Origin of the sequence: Billgrantia endophytica (assembly GCF_002879615.1) — a bacterium.
GTDB lineage: Bacteria > Pseudomonadota > Gammaproteobacteria > Pseudomonadales > Halomonadaceae > Halomonas > Halomonas endophytica.
In genome coordinates this window covers 254,106-271,535 of the sequence record NZ_PNRF01000037.1, presented here as the reverse complement: position 1 = coordinate 271,535, position 17,430 = coordinate 254,106, and the positions used below count along the sequence as shown (strand labels likewise).

At 63.3% G+C, this 17,430-nt stretch carries 16 protein-coding genes; 6 read left to right on the top strand and 10 right to left on the bottom strand.

Annotation, left to right across the window (positions count from 1 at the left end):
* Positions 1–3 precede the first annotated feature (3 nt).
* The 4 genes from C1H69_RS18605 to C1H69_RS18590 all read left to right on the top strand — a co-directional run bounded on the left by C1H69_RS18605 (position 4) and on the right by C1H69_RS18590 (position 5,602).
* Positions 4–927, top strand: a complete 924-nt coding sequence (locus C1H69_RS18605) for a 2-hydroxyacid dehydrogenase (protein ID WP_102654862.1) — start codon at positions 4–6, stop codon at positions 925–927.
* A gap of 61 nt (positions 928–988) precedes the next feature.
* A complete protein-coding gene (locus tag C1H69_RS18600) occupies positions 989–2,440 on the top strand; it encodes an NAD-dependent succinate-semialdehyde dehydrogenase (RefSeq protein WP_102654861.1) in 1,452 nt (483 codons plus the stop codon).
* A 17-nt stretch (positions 2,441–2,457) separates the two neighbouring features.
* On the top strand, positions 2,458–3,885 hold the full coding sequence (locus tag C1H69_RS18595) for an aldehyde dehydrogenase family protein (RefSeq protein ID WP_102654860.1): 1,428 nt from the start codon (positions 2,458–2,460) through the stop codon (positions 3,883–3,885).
* A complete protein-coding gene (locus C1H69_RS18590) occupies positions 3,875–5,602 on the top strand; it encodes a GMC family oxidoreductase (protein WP_102654859.1) in 1,728 nt (575 codons plus the stop codon). Before C1H69_RS18595 ends, C1H69_RS18590 begins: the two co-directional genes overlap by 11 nt.
* Here C1H69_RS18590 and C1H69_RS18585 read toward each other — a convergent pair.
* Positions 5,599–6,159, bottom strand: coding sequence for a gamma-glutamylcyclotransferase (locus tag C1H69_RS18585; protein WP_102654858.1), 561 nt, complete (start codon positions 6,157–6,159; stop codon positions 5,599–5,601). The genes C1H69_RS18590 and C1H69_RS18585 overlap by 4 nt on opposite strands.
* A gap of 109 nt (positions 6,160–6,268) precedes the next feature.
* Here C1H69_RS18585 and C1H69_RS18580 point away from each other — a divergent pair, with 109 nt between their 5' ends.
* A complete protein-coding gene (locus C1H69_RS18580; RefSeq protein ID WP_133154996.1) occupies positions 6,269–6,649 on the top strand; it encodes a hypothetical protein in 381 nt (126 codons plus the stop codon).
* A gap of 117 nt (positions 6,650–6,766) precedes the next feature.
* Here the strand turns inward: C1H69_RS18580 and C1H69_RS18575 are convergent, their stop codons facing one another.
* The 6 genes from C1H69_RS18575 to betC all read right to left on the bottom strand — a co-directional run bounded on the left by C1H69_RS18575 (position 6,767) and on the right by betC (position 14,014).
* A complete protein-coding gene (locus tag C1H69_RS18575) occupies positions 6,767–7,297 on the bottom strand; it encodes an ankyrin repeat domain-containing protein (protein WP_102654856.1) in 531 nt (176 codons plus the stop codon).
* 43 nt (positions 7,298–7,340) lie between these two features.
* Positions 7,341–8,918 carry a catalase gene (locus C1H69_RS18570; RefSeq protein ID WP_276308780.1) on the bottom strand — a complete coding sequence of 526 codons (1,578 nt, stop codon included), beginning with the start codon at positions 8,916–8,918 and terminating at the stop codon, positions 7,341–7,343.
* 406 nt (positions 8,919–9,324) lie between these two features.
* Positions 9,325–10,224 carry a DMT family transporter gene (locus C1H69_RS18560; protein ID WP_102654854.1) on the bottom strand — a complete coding sequence of 300 codons (900 nt, stop codon included), beginning with the start codon at positions 10,222–10,224 and terminating at the stop codon, positions 9,325–9,327.
* A 153-nt stretch (positions 10,225–10,377) separates the two neighbouring features.
* Complete coding sequence (locus C1H69_RS18555; RefSeq protein ID WP_102654853.1) at positions 10,378–10,644, bottom strand: DksA/TraR family C4-type zinc finger protein; 267 nt, start codon at positions 10,642–10,644, stop codon at positions 10,378–10,380.
* 55 nt (positions 10,645–10,699) lie between these two features.
* Complete coding sequence (locus C1H69_RS18550; protein ID WP_102654852.1) at positions 10,700–12,340, bottom strand: BCCT family transporter; 1,641 nt, start codon at positions 12,338–12,340, stop codon at positions 10,700–10,702.
* An 81-nt stretch (positions 12,341–12,421) separates the two neighbouring features.
* Positions 12,422–14,014 carry a choline-sulfatase gene (gene betC / locus C1H69_RS18545; protein ID WP_102654851.1) on the bottom strand — a complete coding sequence of 531 codons (1,593 nt, stop codon included), beginning with the start codon at positions 14,012–14,014 and terminating at the stop codon, positions 12,422–12,424.
* A 137-nt stretch (positions 14,015–14,151) separates the two neighbouring features.
* Here betC and C1H69_RS18540 point away from each other — a divergent pair, with 137 nt between their 5' ends.
* A complete protein-coding gene (locus C1H69_RS18540; protein WP_102654850.1) occupies positions 14,152–15,081 on the top strand; it encodes a choline sulfate utilization transcriptional regulator in 930 nt (309 codons plus the stop codon).
* Between the two features lie 46 nt (positions 15,082–15,127).
* On the opposite strand, the gene C1H69_RS18535 is transcribed toward C1H69_RS18540, so the two are convergent.
* The 3 genes from C1H69_RS18535 to glcF all read right to left on the bottom strand — a co-directional run bounded on the left by C1H69_RS18535 (position 15,128) and on the right by glcF (position 17,428).
* On the bottom strand, positions 15,128–15,379 hold the full coding sequence (locus tag C1H69_RS18535; protein ID WP_102654849.1) for a hypothetical protein: 252 nt from the start codon (positions 15,377–15,379) through the stop codon (positions 15,128–15,130).
* Positions 15,380–15,606: 227 nt separating this feature from the next.
* Positions 15,607–16,008: a GlcG/HbpS family heme-binding protein gene (locus C1H69_RS18530; RefSeq protein WP_102654848.1), complete on the bottom strand. Its 402-nt coding sequence runs from the start codon at positions 16,006–16,008 to the stop codon at positions 15,607–15,609.
* A gap of 169 nt (positions 16,009–16,177) precedes the next feature.
* Entirely contained in the window at positions 16,178–17,428 is a 1,251-nt protein-coding gene (gene glcF / locus C1H69_RS18525; RefSeq protein ID WP_102654847.1) for a glycolate oxidase subunit GlcF, read from the bottom strand.
* Positions 17,429–17,430: the final 2 nt, after the last annotated feature.

Sequence of the window (17,430 nt, the reverse complement as noted above, 5' to 3'; positions counted from 1 at the left end):
ACGATGTGCTTCGTCTACAACGCTGATCCCGAGCGTGGCCAGGAGTGGCAGCGCCTGTTTGCCCAACACGCCCCCGAGTTGCCGTTCCGGCTCTGGCCGGAGGTGCGCGATCCCGCCGAGGTGCGTTACCTGGGTACCTGGGAGCCGGTGGATGCCCTTGAACGCTTTGCCAATCTGGAGATCGTCTTTTCGCTTGGCGCGGGCATCGACCAGTTCGATCTCGCGGCGATTCCCTCTCACGTGCCGCTGGTGCGCATGCAGGAGCCGGGCATCGTCGCCACCATGCAGGAGTACGTCGCCATGGCGGTGCTGGCGCTGCATCGTGACCTGATCGATTACCTCGGTCAGCAGCGCATGGGGATATGGAAACCTCGACGGGTAAGACCCGCTGCGTACCGCTCGGTGGGCATTCTCGGCCTGGGCCAACTGGGAGCGGCAGTCGCGGAGCGCTTGAGCGGCCTGGGATTTCCCTGCCGGGGCTGGAGCCGTACGCCTCGCCAACTCGCTGGCGTGACGTGTTATGCCGGCGAGAGCGCCCTGGGAGACTTCCTCGCCGGCAGCGAGATTCTGGTCTGTCTGCTGCCGCTCACCGAACGCACCCGGGGCATCCTCGATGCCACGCTGTTCGAGCGCCTGCCGCGCGGCGCTTGCCTGGTCAACGTCGGGCGCGGCGCCCACCTAATCGACGCGGATTTGCTGCAGGCACTGGACCGAGGCCAGCTGTCGGCGGCCGTGCTGGACGTCTGCGATCCCGAGCCGCCACCCGCCGACCATCCCTTGTGGCACCACCCGCGCATCCTGTTGACGCCCCATGTGGCCAGCATGACCCAGCCGGAGAGTGCGGTGGCCATGGTGCTGGACAACATCGCACGGCACCGAGCGGGACGTGAGATGGTCGGCGTCGTTGACCGCCGGCGCGGTTATTGACGTCAGCCGATCCCGGTTCTTTTACGCCTTCGTTTCTTTTACCACCATGACAGGAAATGAGATGAGCCTAGCCACATCCTTGCTGCGTCAGCAATGCTATATCGACGGTGCCTGGGTCGAGGCCGCCGATGGCCGGACCCTGGCGGTACACAATCCTTCGACGGGGGAGGCCATCGGTAGGGTGCCAAGCCTCTCCGCCGAGGAGGTCCGCGGCGCCATTCGCGCCGCCGAGGTGGCCGGTGCCGGCTGGGCGGCGTTGACCGCCAAGGCTCGCGCCACCGTGTTGCGGCGCTGGCATGAGCTGTGCATGCAACACCAGGAAGCGCTGGCTCGCCTGCTGACCCTGGAACAGGGCAAACCGCTGGCCGAGGCACGTGGCGAGATCGCCTACGGTTCCGCCTTCATCGAGTGGTTCGCCGAAGAGGCCAAGCGAGTCTACGGGGACATCATCCCCAGCACTACCGCGGGTCAGCGCATCATGGTGCTCAAGCAGCCGGTGGGTGTAGTGGCGGCGATCACACCCTGGAATTTTCCCAACGCCATGATTACCCGCAAGGCGGGTGCCGCCCTGGCGGCGGGTTGCAGCATCGTCATCAAGCCGGCCAGCGCCACGCCGTTCTCGGCATTGGCGTTGGCCGAACTGGCCGAGAGTGCCGGCGTGCCCAAGGGCGTGCTCAATATCGTCACCGGCCAGGCGTCGGAGGTGGGTAACGAACTTGCCGACAATCCGGTGGTGCGCAAGCTCTCCTTCACCGGCTCCACCGAAGTTGGCAAGCAACTGCTGCGTCGCTGCGCCGACACCGTCAAGAAGGTGTCCATGGAACTGGGTGGCAACGCGCCCTTCATCGTCTTCGACGATGCCGATCTGGATGCCGCCGTGGCTGGGGTGATGGCATCGAAATTTCGCAACACCGGCCAGACCTGCGTGTGCGCCAACCGGGTCTTCGTGCAGGACGCTGTCTATGAGCGCTTCGCCGACAAGCTCAAGATCGCCGTCGAGGCGCTGGCGGTGGGTGACGGCTTCGAGGAGGGTACGACACTGGGACCATTGATCGACGAGCGGGCCGTGGCCAAGGTCAATGAGCATATCGAGGATGCCGTGGCGGGAGGCGCCCGCCTGCTGACGGGAGGTGAGCCGCATCCCCGTGGCGGCAACTTCCTGTGGCCGGCGATTCTCACCGACGTATCCCGCGCGGCCTTGCTGATGAGCGAGGAAACCTTTGGCCCGGTGGCACCGCTGATCCGCTTCCATGATGAAGAGGAGGCCGTGCGACTGGCCAACGACACCCCTTTCGGCCTGGCGAGCTACTTCTATACCCGCGACCTGGCTCGGGCGTGGCGGGTTTCCGAAGCCCTCGAGTTCGGTATCGTCGGCTTGAACGAAGGCATCATCTCCAGCGAGGTGGCGCCCTTCGGTGGCGTCAAGGAATCGGGCATCGGCCGTGAAGGCTCCAAGTACGGCATCGACGACTATATCGAGATCAAGTACCTGTGCGTCGGCGGCGTACGCTGAGCGAGGAGATGACGCCAATGGACAATGCGCTGAACTTCTATATCGACGGTCGCTGGTCCCCTCCCGCTTGCGCGTCGCGTCTGGCGGTCATCGATCCCGCCACCGAACGGCCCATCGGCGAGATTTCGATGGGGAGTGAAGCGGACGTCGAGCGTGCCGTCGCGGCCGCTCGACGCGCGTTCCCCGCCTTTTCCACGACACCTCTCGACGAGCGCCTGGCGCTGCTGCGTCGAATTCTCGACGCTTATCTCGAACGCTATGACGAATTCGCCGAGATCGTGATGCGGGAGGTGGGGGCCCCGCGCGAGCTGGCAAGCCGTTGGCAGGTGGGTCTTGGCCGGTGGCATCTCGAAGAGTTGATTCGTGTGCTCCCCAGCTTTCCCTTTCGCGAAGCCCGCGGTTCGACGCTGGTGGCGCGTGAGCCGATCGGTGTGGCGGCACTGATCACGCCGTGGAACTGGCCCATCAACCAGATCGTGTGCAAGGTGGCACCTGCACTCGCCGCCGGTTGCACGATGGTGCTCAAGCCCAGCGAAGTCGCGCCGCTGAACGCGATACTGTTCGCCGAGGTACTGGACAGCGCAGGGGTGCCGCCAGGCGTCTTCAACCTGATCAATGGCGATGGCGAGAGCGTTGGCGCCGCGCTGAGCCGTCATCCTGACGTGGACATGGTCTCCATCACCGGCTCGACGCGCGCCGGTATCGAAGTCGCCAGGTTGGCGGCGCCAACGGTCAAGCGTGTGCATCAGGAACTGGGCGGCAAATCTGCCAATATTCTGCTTCCGGACGTGACGATAGAGGCGGCGGTGAAGGCGGGGGTCGATGCGTGCTTCGGCAACAGCGGGCAGTCGTGCAATGCGCCGACGCGCATGCTGGTGCCGGCCGAACGCTACGACGAATCCGTCGAGGTGGCGCGGCGGGCGGCGGAGGCGCATCGCGTGGGTCCACCGGACATGCCCGGCACCACGCTCGGCCCGCTGGTGAGCCAACTGCAATATGAGCGCGTCCAGCACATGATCCGCGTCGGTATCGACGAGGGGGCCCGGCTCGTCACCGGGGGGCCCGAGCGGCCGGCCGACATGCCTCTTGGATATTACGTGCGCCCGACGGTGTTCGGTCAGGTCACGCCCGACATGACGATTGCCCGCGAGGAGATCTTCGGCCCCGTACTGTCGATGGTCGCCTACCGGGACGAGGAGGAGGCGATCGCCATCGCCAACGACAGCCCGTTCGGTCTGGCCGCCTACGTGCAGTCCGCCGATCTCGAGCGGGCACGCCGCGTCGCGCTGCGCCTGCGTGCCGGCAGCGTGCATATCAACGGCCCTGCCTGGGATCCCGGCGCGCCCTTCGGCGGTTACAAGCGCTCGGGGAACGGTCGGGAGTATGCCGAATGGGGGCTGGAGGCTTACCTGGAGATCAAGGGGATCGTGGGGTATGGCGACTAGGACGGTCACGCGTTACCTGATTCTCGGTGGCGGTTCGGCGGGGAGCGTGCTCGCCGCGCGTCTGTCGGCGTCGCCCGGCAATGACGTCTGTCTGATCGAGGCCGGTGCGGGGTTGTCCGCGCGGAGCATGCCGGATGCCATCCGCAGTGGCTATCCCGGGCGCGCCTATCTCGACACGCACAACATCTGGCGTGGGCTCGCCGCCGTGATGGGAGTTCGGCGGGAGGGTGAGGTGCGTCCGGCGCGCCGCTATGAACAGGCGCGGATCCTCGGTGGTGGCTCGGCCATCAATGCGATGATGGCCAATCGTGGCGCGCCGGCGGATTACGATGAATGGCAGGTGTTGGGAGCGGAGGGCTGGCATTGGGAGGCCTGTCTGCCTTATTTCCGCAAGCTGGAGCGCGACGTGGATTTCTCGGGAGAGCTGCATGGCGGCGATGGGCCATTGCGCATTGCGCGGCCGTCATGGGAGCGATTATCCCCATTCGTGCAGGCGGTGATACGCACACTGGGAGAGAGCGGTCATCCCCTTCGGCAGGATCAGAACGGTCTCTGGGTGGACGGCACCTATGTCGGCGCCGTAGCCACGAGCGAGAAGGGCGAGCGCATTCCTACTTCGGTGGGGTATCTGAGCGATTCGGTCAGGGCGCGTCCCAACCTGCACCTGCGTACCGACCTCGTCGCCGACCGGGTAACGTTCGACGGGGTGCGTGCCATCGGCGCGAGGTTGCGCCATCTGGATGGCGCCTGCGAGGAGATCGAGGCGGATCGGGTCATCGTCAGCGCCGGGGCCATCCATACCCCCGCGCTGCTGATGCGCAGCGGCATCGGTCCCGCCGAGCATCTGGCGTCCCTCGGCATTCCCATCGTCCATCATCTACCGGGTGTGGGGGGCAATCTGATGGAGCATCCCTCCATCGCGGTGTCGGCTTTCCTGCCGAGAGCGGCCCGCACCGCATTCCCCGAAGGCCATCACGAGCAGGCGATCGTGCGCTTTTCCTCCGGCTTGCCCGGTTGTGTCGCCGGTGATATGCATGGCGCCATCCTGTCGCGCTCGGCCTGGCACTCCATCGGTTATCGTCTGGGTACCCTGTTCTTCTGGGTCAACAAGTCGTATTCGCGTGGGCGTGTGACGCTGAAAAGCCCCGATCCGCACGACGAGCCCGAGGTAGACTTCGGGATGCTGGCGGACCCTCGCGATCTGGAGCGGCTGAAACGGGCCCTGCGCTTCGGAGCCGATATCCTGTGCGATTCGGCCATGGCGGGCTATCGCGATAGCGTGTTCGCCTCGAGCTACTCACCCAGGGTGGCAGCGATCGCCATGCCGGGAACCTGGAATGCATGGCGACGCGGCGCATTGAGCGCACTGCTCGACATGGCGGGACCCTGGCGCGGCCGCTTGATCCATGCGGTCGTCACCCAAGGTGTGACCCTTGACCGGCTACTATCGGACGACGCGGCACTGACGCGCTTCATCTCCGAGAATGTCGGTGGCACCTGGCATCCCTCCGGTACCTGTCGAATGGGCCAGGTGGACGATCCGCAGGCGGTCACCGACGCCAGTGGCGCGGTGCATGGCGTCGAGGGACTGCATGTCTGCGACGCCTCGTTGATGCCGTCGATTCCCTGCGCCAATACCAACGTTCCCACGATAATGATCGCCGAGCGTATCGCCGATATGCTCGGGAGGGAAGATGGGGCGGTAGCTTCGGCCTAGAGGCGGCGCACCCGCTCCGCCAGCGCAAACACATGTTCATCTTCCGCACCCAGGTCTTCCAGGGACGCCGCAAGGTGCAACAGATAGTCGCGGTTGGAGCCGCTGGGACCGTGGGTATTGGCGATCTGCTCGGCCATGGCGTCGAGTGGCGCGTCGCCGAGGAAGGCGGCGTTGTCCTCGGTGGCGAGGTAGATCAGCCCTTCGGCGTGGCTGCTGTCGGGGAAGTGCAGCGTCACGCTCTCGCGCAGATAGCCGTTCCTTTCACGAACGTCCAATGGGTTCAGGGTCGCGGCGTCGATCCGGTAGGCCATGCCCTGGCAGATGGCGCCGGGTTCGCTGATCAGTGTGACCACCCGGCCGGGTGACTCCGGGGTGCCGCGATGATCATGCGAGCCTTGCCAGAAGCGACGAGCCCAGCCTTCGATATGAGCGGGACGTCGCTCATGGTAAGGAAACCCGGCCTTCCAGATCAGCGAGCCGTAGCCGAACAGCCAAATCTCATCATGGTCGTCGAAGGGCATTCGCCGTTGATTGATATGCGTGGTGTCCAGCGTCATGGTTCGCCTTGTCGAGTGGGACCTTCATGTGTGGCGTGGCGCAATAGGGGCTTGGTGCAGCATTGCATAATAGAATACCGGTGACACGCCACAAGCGATGGGACAGTCAATGAGGTTACTACATACGGGAAACGCCGCTGCGCTATCGTTGTTGGTGCTGTCGGCGTGTAGTGGAGGACAGGGGACGCCGAACGATGCCTCTGACTTGCTTTACGGCCGCTGGGCGGCGGAGCCGAACTGGTGCGAGCCCGGTGGTGCAGGCTCGGCGATCCTCTTTGCCGAAGGTCGCTTCGAGGGCCGGGAAAACGTCTGCGAGATGGAGGCTTCCCAGAGCGGTGAAGGGGAGTGGACGGCTGACCTGCGCTGCGAGGGCGAGGGTATGACCAGCAGAGAGCGTATCGCCATGGCGGTCGATGGCAATACGATGACACTGACCTATCGCGATCGCGACGGTGTTTCGGTAGCGCTCGTGCGCTGCCCTCGAGACTGATATCGAAGTCAGCGCAACTGGCTGTCCCCGCTGCCCCTGCGGTTGTCGCCGTTGAATTGTGGCTGACGCCTGGTGCGTTCGCTCTGGCAGGCAATGCATAGCCGTACTCCCCTGCCCTCATGACGATTCGGCCCTCAGCCGCTCGGCGAGCTGCGCTTGACCCTGGCCTGCGGCCAGGGTCGCTGCCGTGTTGCCTTGCAGGTCGACTACGCCGGCCTCGGCGCCATGCTCCAGATAGAGTTCCACGATGGCCTCGCGACCGAACAGTGCCGCCATCATCAGCGCCGTCTGGCCGACATGGTTGCGGTGATCGATATCGCACCGGGTGTTGTCCAGTAGCCAGCGGGCGGTCCGTTCGTGGCCCCTGAAGGCGACGCCCATATAGACGTTGTTGCCCTGGTCGTCCGTCGCGCAGGGCTCGGCGCCTTGCGCCAACAGCCATTCCAAGGTGTCAGTATGGCTATGGTAGGCAGCCATGATGAAGGGGGTATGGCCGCTCTCGTTGGCCGTGTCGAGATCGCCACCCTGGGCATACCGCTCGGCGAGGGCAGAGGTGTCGCCCTGGCGGGCGGCGTCGATCAAATGTTCACTGCCCAGGGCGGGCAGTGTCAGCAGCATCAGCAGTGATAGGAAATAACGCATAGGCATGGTGCAGCGGCCATGGTGTGGGCCATGGCCGCCTTCTCCCCCGTTAGTCTTCGTAGCTTTCCGCCAGTTCCTGCACGTCGGCCAGATCCACGTTTACGGCCTCGGCGAGACGTGTACCGTAGTCGCTGTCGGCCTTGTAGAAGAAGCTGGTCATGATGGTGCGGACCGCCTCGTCCTCGACCTGGCCGAGGTCGGCGTGGAGCGCCTCGATGAGACCGTCCTGCTCCTCTTCGCTCAGGTTGCGGTAGAAGTCGCCCGCCTGGGCGAAGTTATGCGTCTTCTCGATGGCCTCCTGCTGAGTGGTACCGTCCAGATCATAGCGGCAGAAGTCGTGATCGGCGTTGTCGGTGTAGCCTTCCGCGCTGCGGCTGGGCTGGTAGTTCACCGAGCCGGAGCGGGGCGGAGAGAAGCCCGCGCCATCCTGGGCATGGGTATTGACGTCGCTGAGCGCGGCGTTGACCGGCAGGTACATGTGATTGATACCCAGGCGGTAGCGCTGCGTGTCGGCATAGGAGAACAGACGACCCTGCAGCATGCGATCCTCTGAGGGCTCGATACCGGGAATCATGTTGCTGGGCGCGAGGGCAGCCTGTTCGGTGGATTGGAAGAAGTTGTCGGGTACCTTGTTGAGGGTCAGTTCGCCCACCTTGCGTGAGGGAATCAGTTCCTCCGGCCAGATCTTGGTATTGTCCAGCGGATTGAAGTCGAAGTCGTTCAACTCACTGGGATCGAGGGTCTGGATGTACAGATCCCACACCGGGTAGTTGCCCTCGTCGATCGCGGTGTAGAGATCGCGAGTCAGATTGTTGAAGTCCGTCCTCTGTACGTCGGCGGCTTCATCCATCTGATAGCCGCTGACCCCCAGCAGGCTGCGATCGTCGAACATGGGATCGCCCTGCTGGGCGCGCCAGGTGAATTTCACGTACTGCCAGTTGCACTCCTCGGTGGTGAACTTGAAGGCGTGCACGCCGGCACCGTCCATCTTGCGGTAGCTGGTGGGTATGCCCAGTGAGCTGTAGAGCTGGGTGAACATGTGCGTGCTTTCGGGGATATGCGAGAAGAAGTCGAAGAAGCGATTGGGGTCCTGGAGGTTGGTCACCGGGTCGGGCTTCAGCGAGTGGATCATGTCGGGAAACTTGATCGCGTCGCGAATGAAGAATACGGGAAGATTGTTGCCCACCAGATCCCAATTACCTTCCTCGGTATAGAACTTGACCGCGAAGCCGCGTGGATCGCGCAGGGACTCCGGCGAGCCACTGGGATGGATCACGGTCGAAAAGCGCACGAATACGGGCGTCTCCTGTCCTTCGGCCTGGAAGGGCACGGCACGCGTAATGTCGCTTAGATCCTCGGTCGCACGAAATACGCCCTCGGCCCCGGTACCTCGGGCATGTACCACTCGTTCGGGAATGCGTTCGCGGTCGAACGCGGCCAGTTTCTCGATCAGATGATGATCCTGCAGGAGTACTGGACCATTGGGGCCCGCAGTCAGCGAGTTCTGATTATCGCCCACCGGGGCGCCGGTCATACGGGTGAGCTGATCGGCCTGGGCGCTGCCAATACCCATCGCTAGCATGGTCGTGGTGGCGAACAGACATTTCCTGGATACGGTCGGTTTCATGAAGGCCTCTTGTTAAAGTGATTATGAGCTTGGTGCTTCCCTTTTTTTCGGGAATGAAGCCTATGCCAACGAAATAACGGCATAGGATTCGGAATCAAGAGTGCTCTTTTATCCGGAAGTTTTTTTTGATTTATATCAATACAATTTGCCCTTTTTGTTTGTATTTTCGTGCTTGTATTCTTTGTCGATTGTCCAATAAAAAGATTATATTTTTTCGATAGTGATTTTAAATTAATAGAGCTGTTTATGGAGAGTTTATTTGAGTTGCAGGAGGTTTGGGTTTTTTGTTGTCATAGGTATTTCGCACGAGGTGATATCGAGAAAAGGGAGCCGTCGCCGAACAGCCATATCTCGGCATCGGTATCGAAGGGCATGCGCTGTCGATTGAGATGCGTGGTGTCCAGCGTCATGTGTTACCGATGGGCTTGCGTACCAGGGGTTGGGTCAGGGTCTGCGCCATGATCACCCCGGCCAGCACCAGCATGCCGCCGACCAGGTGGAACAGCGCGACCTGCTCGTTGAGGAAGGCCATGGCGATCAGGGCGCTGAACAGCGGCATCAGGTTGATGAAGATACTGGCCTGGTTGGCACCGATCTGGCGGATGGCGCGCATCCACAGGAAGGTGGTGATGATCGAGGCGGGGATGCCGGCATAGAGAATCAGCCAGACATTCTGACTGTCCACCGGGGTCATCGGCCCCAGCAGGTAACCGGGCAACAGAAGCAGCGTGGCGAAGAAGGCCTGCAGGTAGAGCACCACCCAGGGCGGCATATCCAGCGGCCAGCGCTTGAGCATCACGCCGTAGAGCGCATAGCAGGTGGCGGCCACCACCATCAGCAGGTCGCCCAGCGCGACCTCCAACTGCAGCAGCGACAGCGGGTTGCCTCGCCCCAGCAGTACGGTTACGCCGAGTAGTGCCACCATACCACCCAGGGCTCCACCCACGCTTGGCGCCTCGCGCAGGATCAGCGCGCTGAGCAGCACGGTGAGCAGTGGCACCATGGCGGCGAGAATGCCCATGTTGGTGGCCGAGGTGGTTTCGGCAGCCACGTAGGCAAGGCCTTGCCACAGCGCCATGCCGATCAGGCCCAGTACCGCGAGCTTGGGCCACTGGCGGCGGATGGCCGCGCGGTGCTGCCAGGCGGCGGGCAATACGAAAGGCGTGAGAACGGCCAGCGCCAGCAACCAGCGCAGGAAGGCGATACTGCTGGGGGCGATGGTGCCGACGGTGAGCTGGTTGATGGTCATGTTGCCCGACCAGATCAGCACGGCGCCCAGCGGGGCCAGAAAATAGAGCAGCGGCATGACGACCTCAGAGCATGAAGAAGCCCCGCTGCGGCCGGGGCTCTGGAGAGACTCCATCATATAGCGCTGGAACGGCGCCGCAAGTCATGAGGGCGCTAACGAGGTGTCCGGCTGGTACCATGCCCGTACTGCTTCAGGCTGGACGTAAGCAACCTAGCGCAGTTGGCTGTCCTTGCTGCCCCGGCGGTTGTATCCGCTATAGGTCGTCCGCTGCTTGTCGCGTTCACTCTGGCAGGCGATGCACAAGCGTACGCCCTTGATCGCCTCGCGGCGTGCCTGGGGAATGGGTTCGTCGCATTCCTCGCAGTGCGTCAGGCTTTCACCGGTGGGAAGCTGGCTGCGCACTCGCTGCAGCGCGTCTTCCACCGTGCTCTCGATCTGTTCCTGTTCGGCGCCGTCTCTTGACCAGCCCCCTGCCATGCTGTCGCCTCCTTTGGCTCTCACCAAGCCGTTTCAGTAACGCAGTCAATGTCCCTCAAGAGGGTTTGTGGCGCAGCTCGCCATTCAGCGCCTTGATGATGGTATAGCACATCAACAGCATCACGATGGAGAACGGAATCGCCGTCGCCGTCACCCCCGCCTGAAGCGCCGACAGGCCGCCGCCGATAAGCAGCACGATGGCAATCAGTCCCTCCACCGCTGCCCAGAACACCCGCTGAGGCCTGGGAGCATCGATCTTGCCACCGGCAGTAATGGTATCGATCACCAGAGAGCCGGAATCCGATGAGGTGACGAAGAAAATCAGCGCCAGCACGATGCCAAGGGTCGACATCAGGCCAGTCAACGGCAGTTCGTTGAGCATGCCGAACAGCGACAGCTCGGGGCTGTAGTTGTCGATCACGTAGTTCTTGACCAGGCTGGTGTCGGGGCTGGCGTAGAGTTGATCCAGCGCCGTGGCGCCAAAGACACCCATCCAGATGAAGATGAACAGGCTGGGAATCAGCAGCACACAGAGTATGAACTCGCGGATCGTACGTCCGCGCGACACTCGCGCGATGAACATGCCGACGAAGGGTGCCCAACTGATCCACCAGGCCCAGTAGAAGATGCTCCAGGCCTGGCGATAGGCGTCGTCGTCACGGCCGATCGGTGCCGACAAGGGTATGAACTCCTTTACATAGGTCGTAAGCCCGGTCCAGAAACCGCTCAGGGCCACCAGGGTCGGGCCGGCAAACAGTACGAAGAAGAAGAAGAACACCGCCAGGACCATGTTGATCTCGGAAAGCTTCTTCACGCCGCCCTCGAGCCCGCGCCACACCGACACCAGTGCCGCCGCCGTCACCAGCAGGATGATGATGACCTGGGCGGTGGTGCTGACCTCCAGGCCGAAGACGAAATTCATTCCCGCGTTGGCCTGCTGGGCGCCAAGCCCCAGCGATGTAGCGAGGCCGAACAGGGTGGAAAACACCGCCAGGATGTCGATTGCATGGCCCCACCAGCCCCACACGCGATCGCCGAGGATCGGGAAGAAGGCCGAGCGAATCGAGAAGGGCAGGCCCTTGTTGTAGGTAAAAATGGACAGCGCCAGGGCCATCACCACATAGACGGCCCAGCCGTGGATGCCCCAGTGCAGATAGGTGCCCGCCAGCCCCATGGCCGTGGCCTCGGGAATGGCCCCTGGGTTCAGGGCTCCATCGGCGCCAAAGGGAGACGGAATGCCCAGCGGCAGCGAGACGTTGGCATGGTAGACCGGCTCCAGCACGCCGAAGAACAGCAGCCCGATGCCGATACCGGCGGCGAACAGCATCGCAAACCAGGAGAGATAGCCGTAGTCGGGGCGGGCATCCGGACCGCCCAGCCGGACCGAGCCATAGGGCAAGACGACCAGCGCCAGGCAGAACAGGATGAAGAAGTCGACCACCATCATGAAATACCAGTCCAGCGTCCCGGTAGAGAAACCGACGATGGACTGGAAGAGGTTTCCCGCACGCTCCGGGAACAGCAGGGTGAGGATGATGAAGACGACCGATGCGAGTGCCGATACGGCGAAGACCGGATTGTGAATGTCGAAACCGATGGGGCCTAGTCGACCTTCGAGATTGTCCTGGCCAACGACATAATCGGTTTGCATATCGCTATTCAAGGGGGGCGACGCGGGGTCGCTTGGGGAGCTCATGAGATATTTCTCCTTGATTTTGATTATTGATTATTGGTCATAGGTTCGTCGGGGGCTTCTCATAAGTGTGCAGCCTTGGTGTCAGGGGAGCCGTCTAGCTTGCCGCGGGGACGGTAGACGTAGGGTGCATGCATGGATGTTGCTGGCCAACGGGAAGCGCGCTCGCCGTTCGAGATCGTCCAGGTCGATGGTGTTGCGCATGTACTGGGTGCTGGCATCGAACAACGGCTGGTGGTCCCAGGGCGTGACCTTGCCCTGCATGAGCGCCCGTGAGACCAGCTTGCGGCGTCGCTGGCTGGCGATCACCTCGCCGTGCAGCCGCTCATAGTCCCAGCGGCTGGCGACCTCGTCGCGGAACTGCTTGCACAGGTCCAGGTGGGCGGGGTCTTCCGCCAGGTTGTCGAGCTCGAGCGGGTCTGCCTCCAGGTCGAACAGCTGGTCGGGGTCGGGTGCGGTATGGACGAACTTGTAGCGTCCGCGGCGGATCATCAGCAGCGGTGCGATGGCGCCCTCGCCGAGGTATTCGCCGATCACCTCGTCATGGCCGCCGGTGCCGGTCAGGTGCGGTAGCAGGCTGCGGCCGTCGATGGGCACGGCGTATTCCGGTGCGGCGCCGTCGTGGGCGATCTCGGCGAAGGTCGGCAGCAGGTCCATGGTCGACACCGACTCGTGCACCCGGTTCGGGGTGAAGCGGCTCGGCGCGTGAACGATCATCGGCACCCGTGCGGAATCCTCGAACCAGCTCATCTTGTACCACAGGCCGCGCTCGCCGAGCATGTCGCCGTGGTCGCCGGAGAAGACGATGATGGTGTCTTCGTCGAGGCCGGTCTCTTTCAAGGTCTTCAGTACCTCGCCGATCTGGTCGTCGACGTAGCTTAGCGCCCCGTAATAGGCGTGGCGGGCGTTGCGGATCTGCTCGTCGCTGACAGTGTCTTCGTCGAGCTGATAGACATGACGCAGGCGCTGGGAGTGCGGGTCCGTCAATTCCCGCGAGTAGGGCACACGCGGCATGTCGATGGCGTCGTGGTCGTAGCGGTCCCAGTACTCCCGGGGGATGGTGTAGGGGTCGTGGGGGTGGGTGAGTGATACGGTCAGGCAGAAGGGGCGCTGCTCGCCGTTGCGCACCGGGTTGTTGCGAACATAATCGTGTAGAAAGCGCTTGGCGCGGAAAGTGACCTCGTCGTCGAAGTCGAGCTGGTTGGAGCGCACGCAGGGGCCGGCCTGAATCACCGAGGACATGTTGTGATAGTAGCTCGGCCGATTCTCGAACTCCTCCCAGTCGACGAACCAGCCGAAGTCGGCCGGGTAGATGTCGGTGGTCAGGCGTTCCTCGAAGCCGTGCAGCTGATCGGGGCCGCAGAAGTGCATCTTGCCGGTGAGCGCGGTGCAGTAGCCGGCGTCGCGCAGGTAGTGGGCGAAGGTCGGAGTGTCGGCGGCGAACTCGGCGGCGTTGTCGTAGCCGCCGATGCGCGACGGCAGCTGGCCGGCCATCAGCGTGAAGCGCGACGGTGCACATAGCGGGCTGTTGCAGTAGGCCGAATCGAAGACCACGCCTTCGGCGGCCAGGCGCGACAGATGTGGCGTCTTGACCAGGGGGTGCCCGTAGAAGGGCAGGGCAGAGGCCGCCACCTGGTCGGCCATCAGGAACAGGATGTTGGGCTGCTTGGGCGTCATGGGGCCTCTCTTGCTTGTTGCTGCGCGCTAGGGTTTCATGCTCGAGCCTAACCGTGGCTGGCTAGCACGACAGTCTCTCTGCTAATCTCATGGCCTGTAAACGCGCTGAATTTTTATGGAAGACATTAGGTAGGCTAATGGTTGGGGTAGGCGGGAGAGCATCGCCCAATGGTTTGCGGGTGTTCGAGGCGGCGGCCAGGCACCTGAGCTTCACGGCCGCGGCGAGAGAGCTGCGCTCGACTCAGTCGGCCGTCAGCCAGCAGGTCAGGGCCCTTGAAGAACAGCTCGGCATGCCGTTGTTCGAGCGCATCTATCGCGGGGTAAGATTGACCGAGGCGGGGCAGGCGCTGTTCGCCGGTGTGCAGGAGGGGTTCGCGATCATCGATCGCACCATCGACCGGCTCCAGGACAGGTACCGACACCCGCATGTGAATATCCTCACCGACTTTTCGTTTGCAGCCTATTGGCTGATGCCGCGGCTGCCGAGCTTCCGCAAAAGACATCCGCATATCGACGTGCGCATCGTGACCAACCAGGGCGTGCTCGACTGGCGCACCCAGGAGGTCGACGTGGCCATCCTGTTCTGTGACGAACGGACCCTGGCGTCCGGCGTGCCGCGGTTGTTCCCGGAGGAGGTCTTTCCGGTCTGCGCCCCCGGCTTCCTGCAGCAGCACGGGCCGATCGAGTCTCCCGAGCGACTTGCCGAGCTGCCATTGTTGGCCTTGACCGCTGACCAGGGGCAGAGCTGGCTGGACTGGCCGAGTTACTTCGAGCAACTGGCGGGCATCGGCTATATGGAATCCTCGGAGCTGACGTTCAATAACTACACGTTGCTGATCCAGGCCGCGATCGCCGGACAGGGCATCGGGATGGGATGGCGAGGGTTGGTCGATGACATGCTCGAGAGTGGCATGCTGGTCGGTCTGCAGGAGTTGGGGCTGCGCTCGTCGCGTGGCTATGGGCTGATCGATACGCGGCCGGATACGTCGGGTGAAGCGAAGCGGGCGCTGCAAGAATGGGTACTGGCTTGTGCCGAGGAAACCCAGGATAAGCGCACAGTGCTGTGAAGAAAGGAAGCCAGGCGAGGGCAAATGGCCCCCGTCTGGTATCCGGTCAAACGCCGAGGATTTCCTTGGCCTGGTTCAATGAATCTTCGGAGCGAGCATGATCGCCGGCATTGTGGGCTTCCTCGCCTTCCTGGCGAAGCTGGTAAACCTGCTCGAGTTCATCCTCGCTGAGCGGGGCGACCATGGCCTCGTCCGCCAGGGCCTCGTCGATGTCATTCATCAGCGCAGGGCAGGTATGAGCCCAGGCGGGTGAGACGAAGGCCATGAACACCAGCGCAGCAAACAGTTTCTTGATCATTGTCGGTCCCTCCCTATGGACACAGCCGGACGGCTGGGCCCGAATGAATATCTCTGCCAGGTGTCTTGCCCCGGGCCGATATTCCCGTTGCTGTCGGTGCTCCCGTCTCGGCGGGCCGGGCATCGGTCAGGCCGCTGTCAGTATAGTTGCCCGCTGGTTTCTGCGCCGATACGAAAACGCCCCGCTGATATTCACCAGCGGGGCGCGTTGGCTTGCGGTGTCTTGACTCAGTCGACGGCGGCGATGCCCGCCTTGGCGACTTGAACGTCCTGGTCGGGCTTGACGCCCGAGACGCCGACGGTACCGGCCATCTGCCCCTCGACCAGCACCGGCACGCCGCCGGAGAGCAGGCCCTGCATCGGGGCGGAGAGGAAGGCGTTGCGCCCGCCGTTGATCATCTCCTCGAAGGCCTGGGTCTCGCGCGCGCCCAGTGCCGAGCTGCGTGCCTTCTGGGTGGCGATGTCCGGTGTCATAGCTGGAGCACCGTCCAGGCGGCGCAGGCCGAGCAGGTGGCCGCCGTCGTCGGCCACGGCGATGGTCACCGCCCAGCCGTTGGCTTCCGCTTCCTTCTGGGCGGCGTCGAGAATGGCGTTGACTTCGGTCAGGGTGAGTACGGGTTTGGTTTTCATGGGTTCTCCTTTATTTGAGCTACTGTTGCCGGCGATGAGCTTCCCGGCGACAAGTCTTCGCGAGGGCGCTGTAAACCCGTCCATGGGCGCTACTTTTGCCATCCATGGCAAAAGACCCTCGCTTCGCCTTGCCCCCGGCGCTCATCCAATGCGGTGGCGGAAAATGTCTTCAAGCGCTTCCCATAGCGGGTTGTAATGTTTCATCGACGACTTCTATCCAGTGCCTTACCGGTGTTCTTCCGGCGCCGGCAAGATGCGTCTGGCAGCCGATGTTGGCCGTTACGATGAGCTCGGGCTTGCCGGCCTCCAGGGCGTTGAGCTTGTTGTCACGCAGTTGGGTGGAAAGCTCCGGCTGGGTGATGGAGTAGGTGCCCGCCGAGCCGCAGCAGAGGTGGGCGTCGGCCACCGGGGTCAGCGAGAAACCGAGCTTGACCAGCACGCCTTCCACCGCACCGCCGAGCTTCTGGGCGTGCTGCAGGGTGCAGGGACAGTGGAAGGCGAGCTTGCGGCTCTCCTTTGCCTTCAGCGTATCGAGGTCCTCGTCGCGCAGTACCTCGACGAGATCCTTCGCCAGCTCACTGACCCGCCTGGCCTTCTCGGCGTAGTCGGGGTCGCCTTCGAGCATCTCGCCGTACTCCTTGACGAAGGCACCGCAGCCGCTGGCGGTCTGCACGATGGCTTCCGCTCCGGCTTCGACATGCGGCCACCAGGCGTCGATATTGGCACGGATGCGAGCCCGGCCGTCGTTCTGGGCGTTGAGGTGGAAATCGATGGCGCCGCAGCAGCCCGCCTCGGTTGCCGGGGTGAGGCCGATGCCGAGCCGGTCCAGTACCCTTGCCGTGGCGGCATTGGTATTGGGGGAGAGGCCCGGCTGCACGCAGCCTTCGAGGATCAGCATCCGCCGTTCATGGCGCTGGTGCTCGGGTCGTGCCCCGGCGTCTATCGGTGCGGGGGGCAGCTTGTCCTTGAGTATGCCGGGCACCAGCGGCTTGAAGGTCTGGCCCAGCTTGAGCAACGCCTGGAAGCGCCTGGGTTCCACCAGGGCCTTGCGCAGGGCATAGCGCTGCGCTCGCTCGCTGGCCTTGCGTGGCACGCGACGTTCGATCTCGGCACGGCCGATGTCGAGCAGTTTGTGGTACTCCACGCCGGAAGGGCAGGTGGTCTCGCAGTTGCGGCAGGTCAGGCAGCGGTCCAGGTGCAGGCGAGTCTGTTCGGTGACGTTTACATCGTCGTCGGGGTTTTCCAGCATCTCCTTCATCAGGTAGATGCGCCCTCGGGGGCCGTCGCGCTCATCGCCCAGCAGCTGATAGGTGGGGCAGGTGGCGTTGCAGAAGCCGCAGTGCACGCAGCTGCGCAGCACGCGGTCGGCTTCGCGGATGTGCGGCTTCTTGAGATCTTCCTCGGAAAAGTGCGTCTGCATGT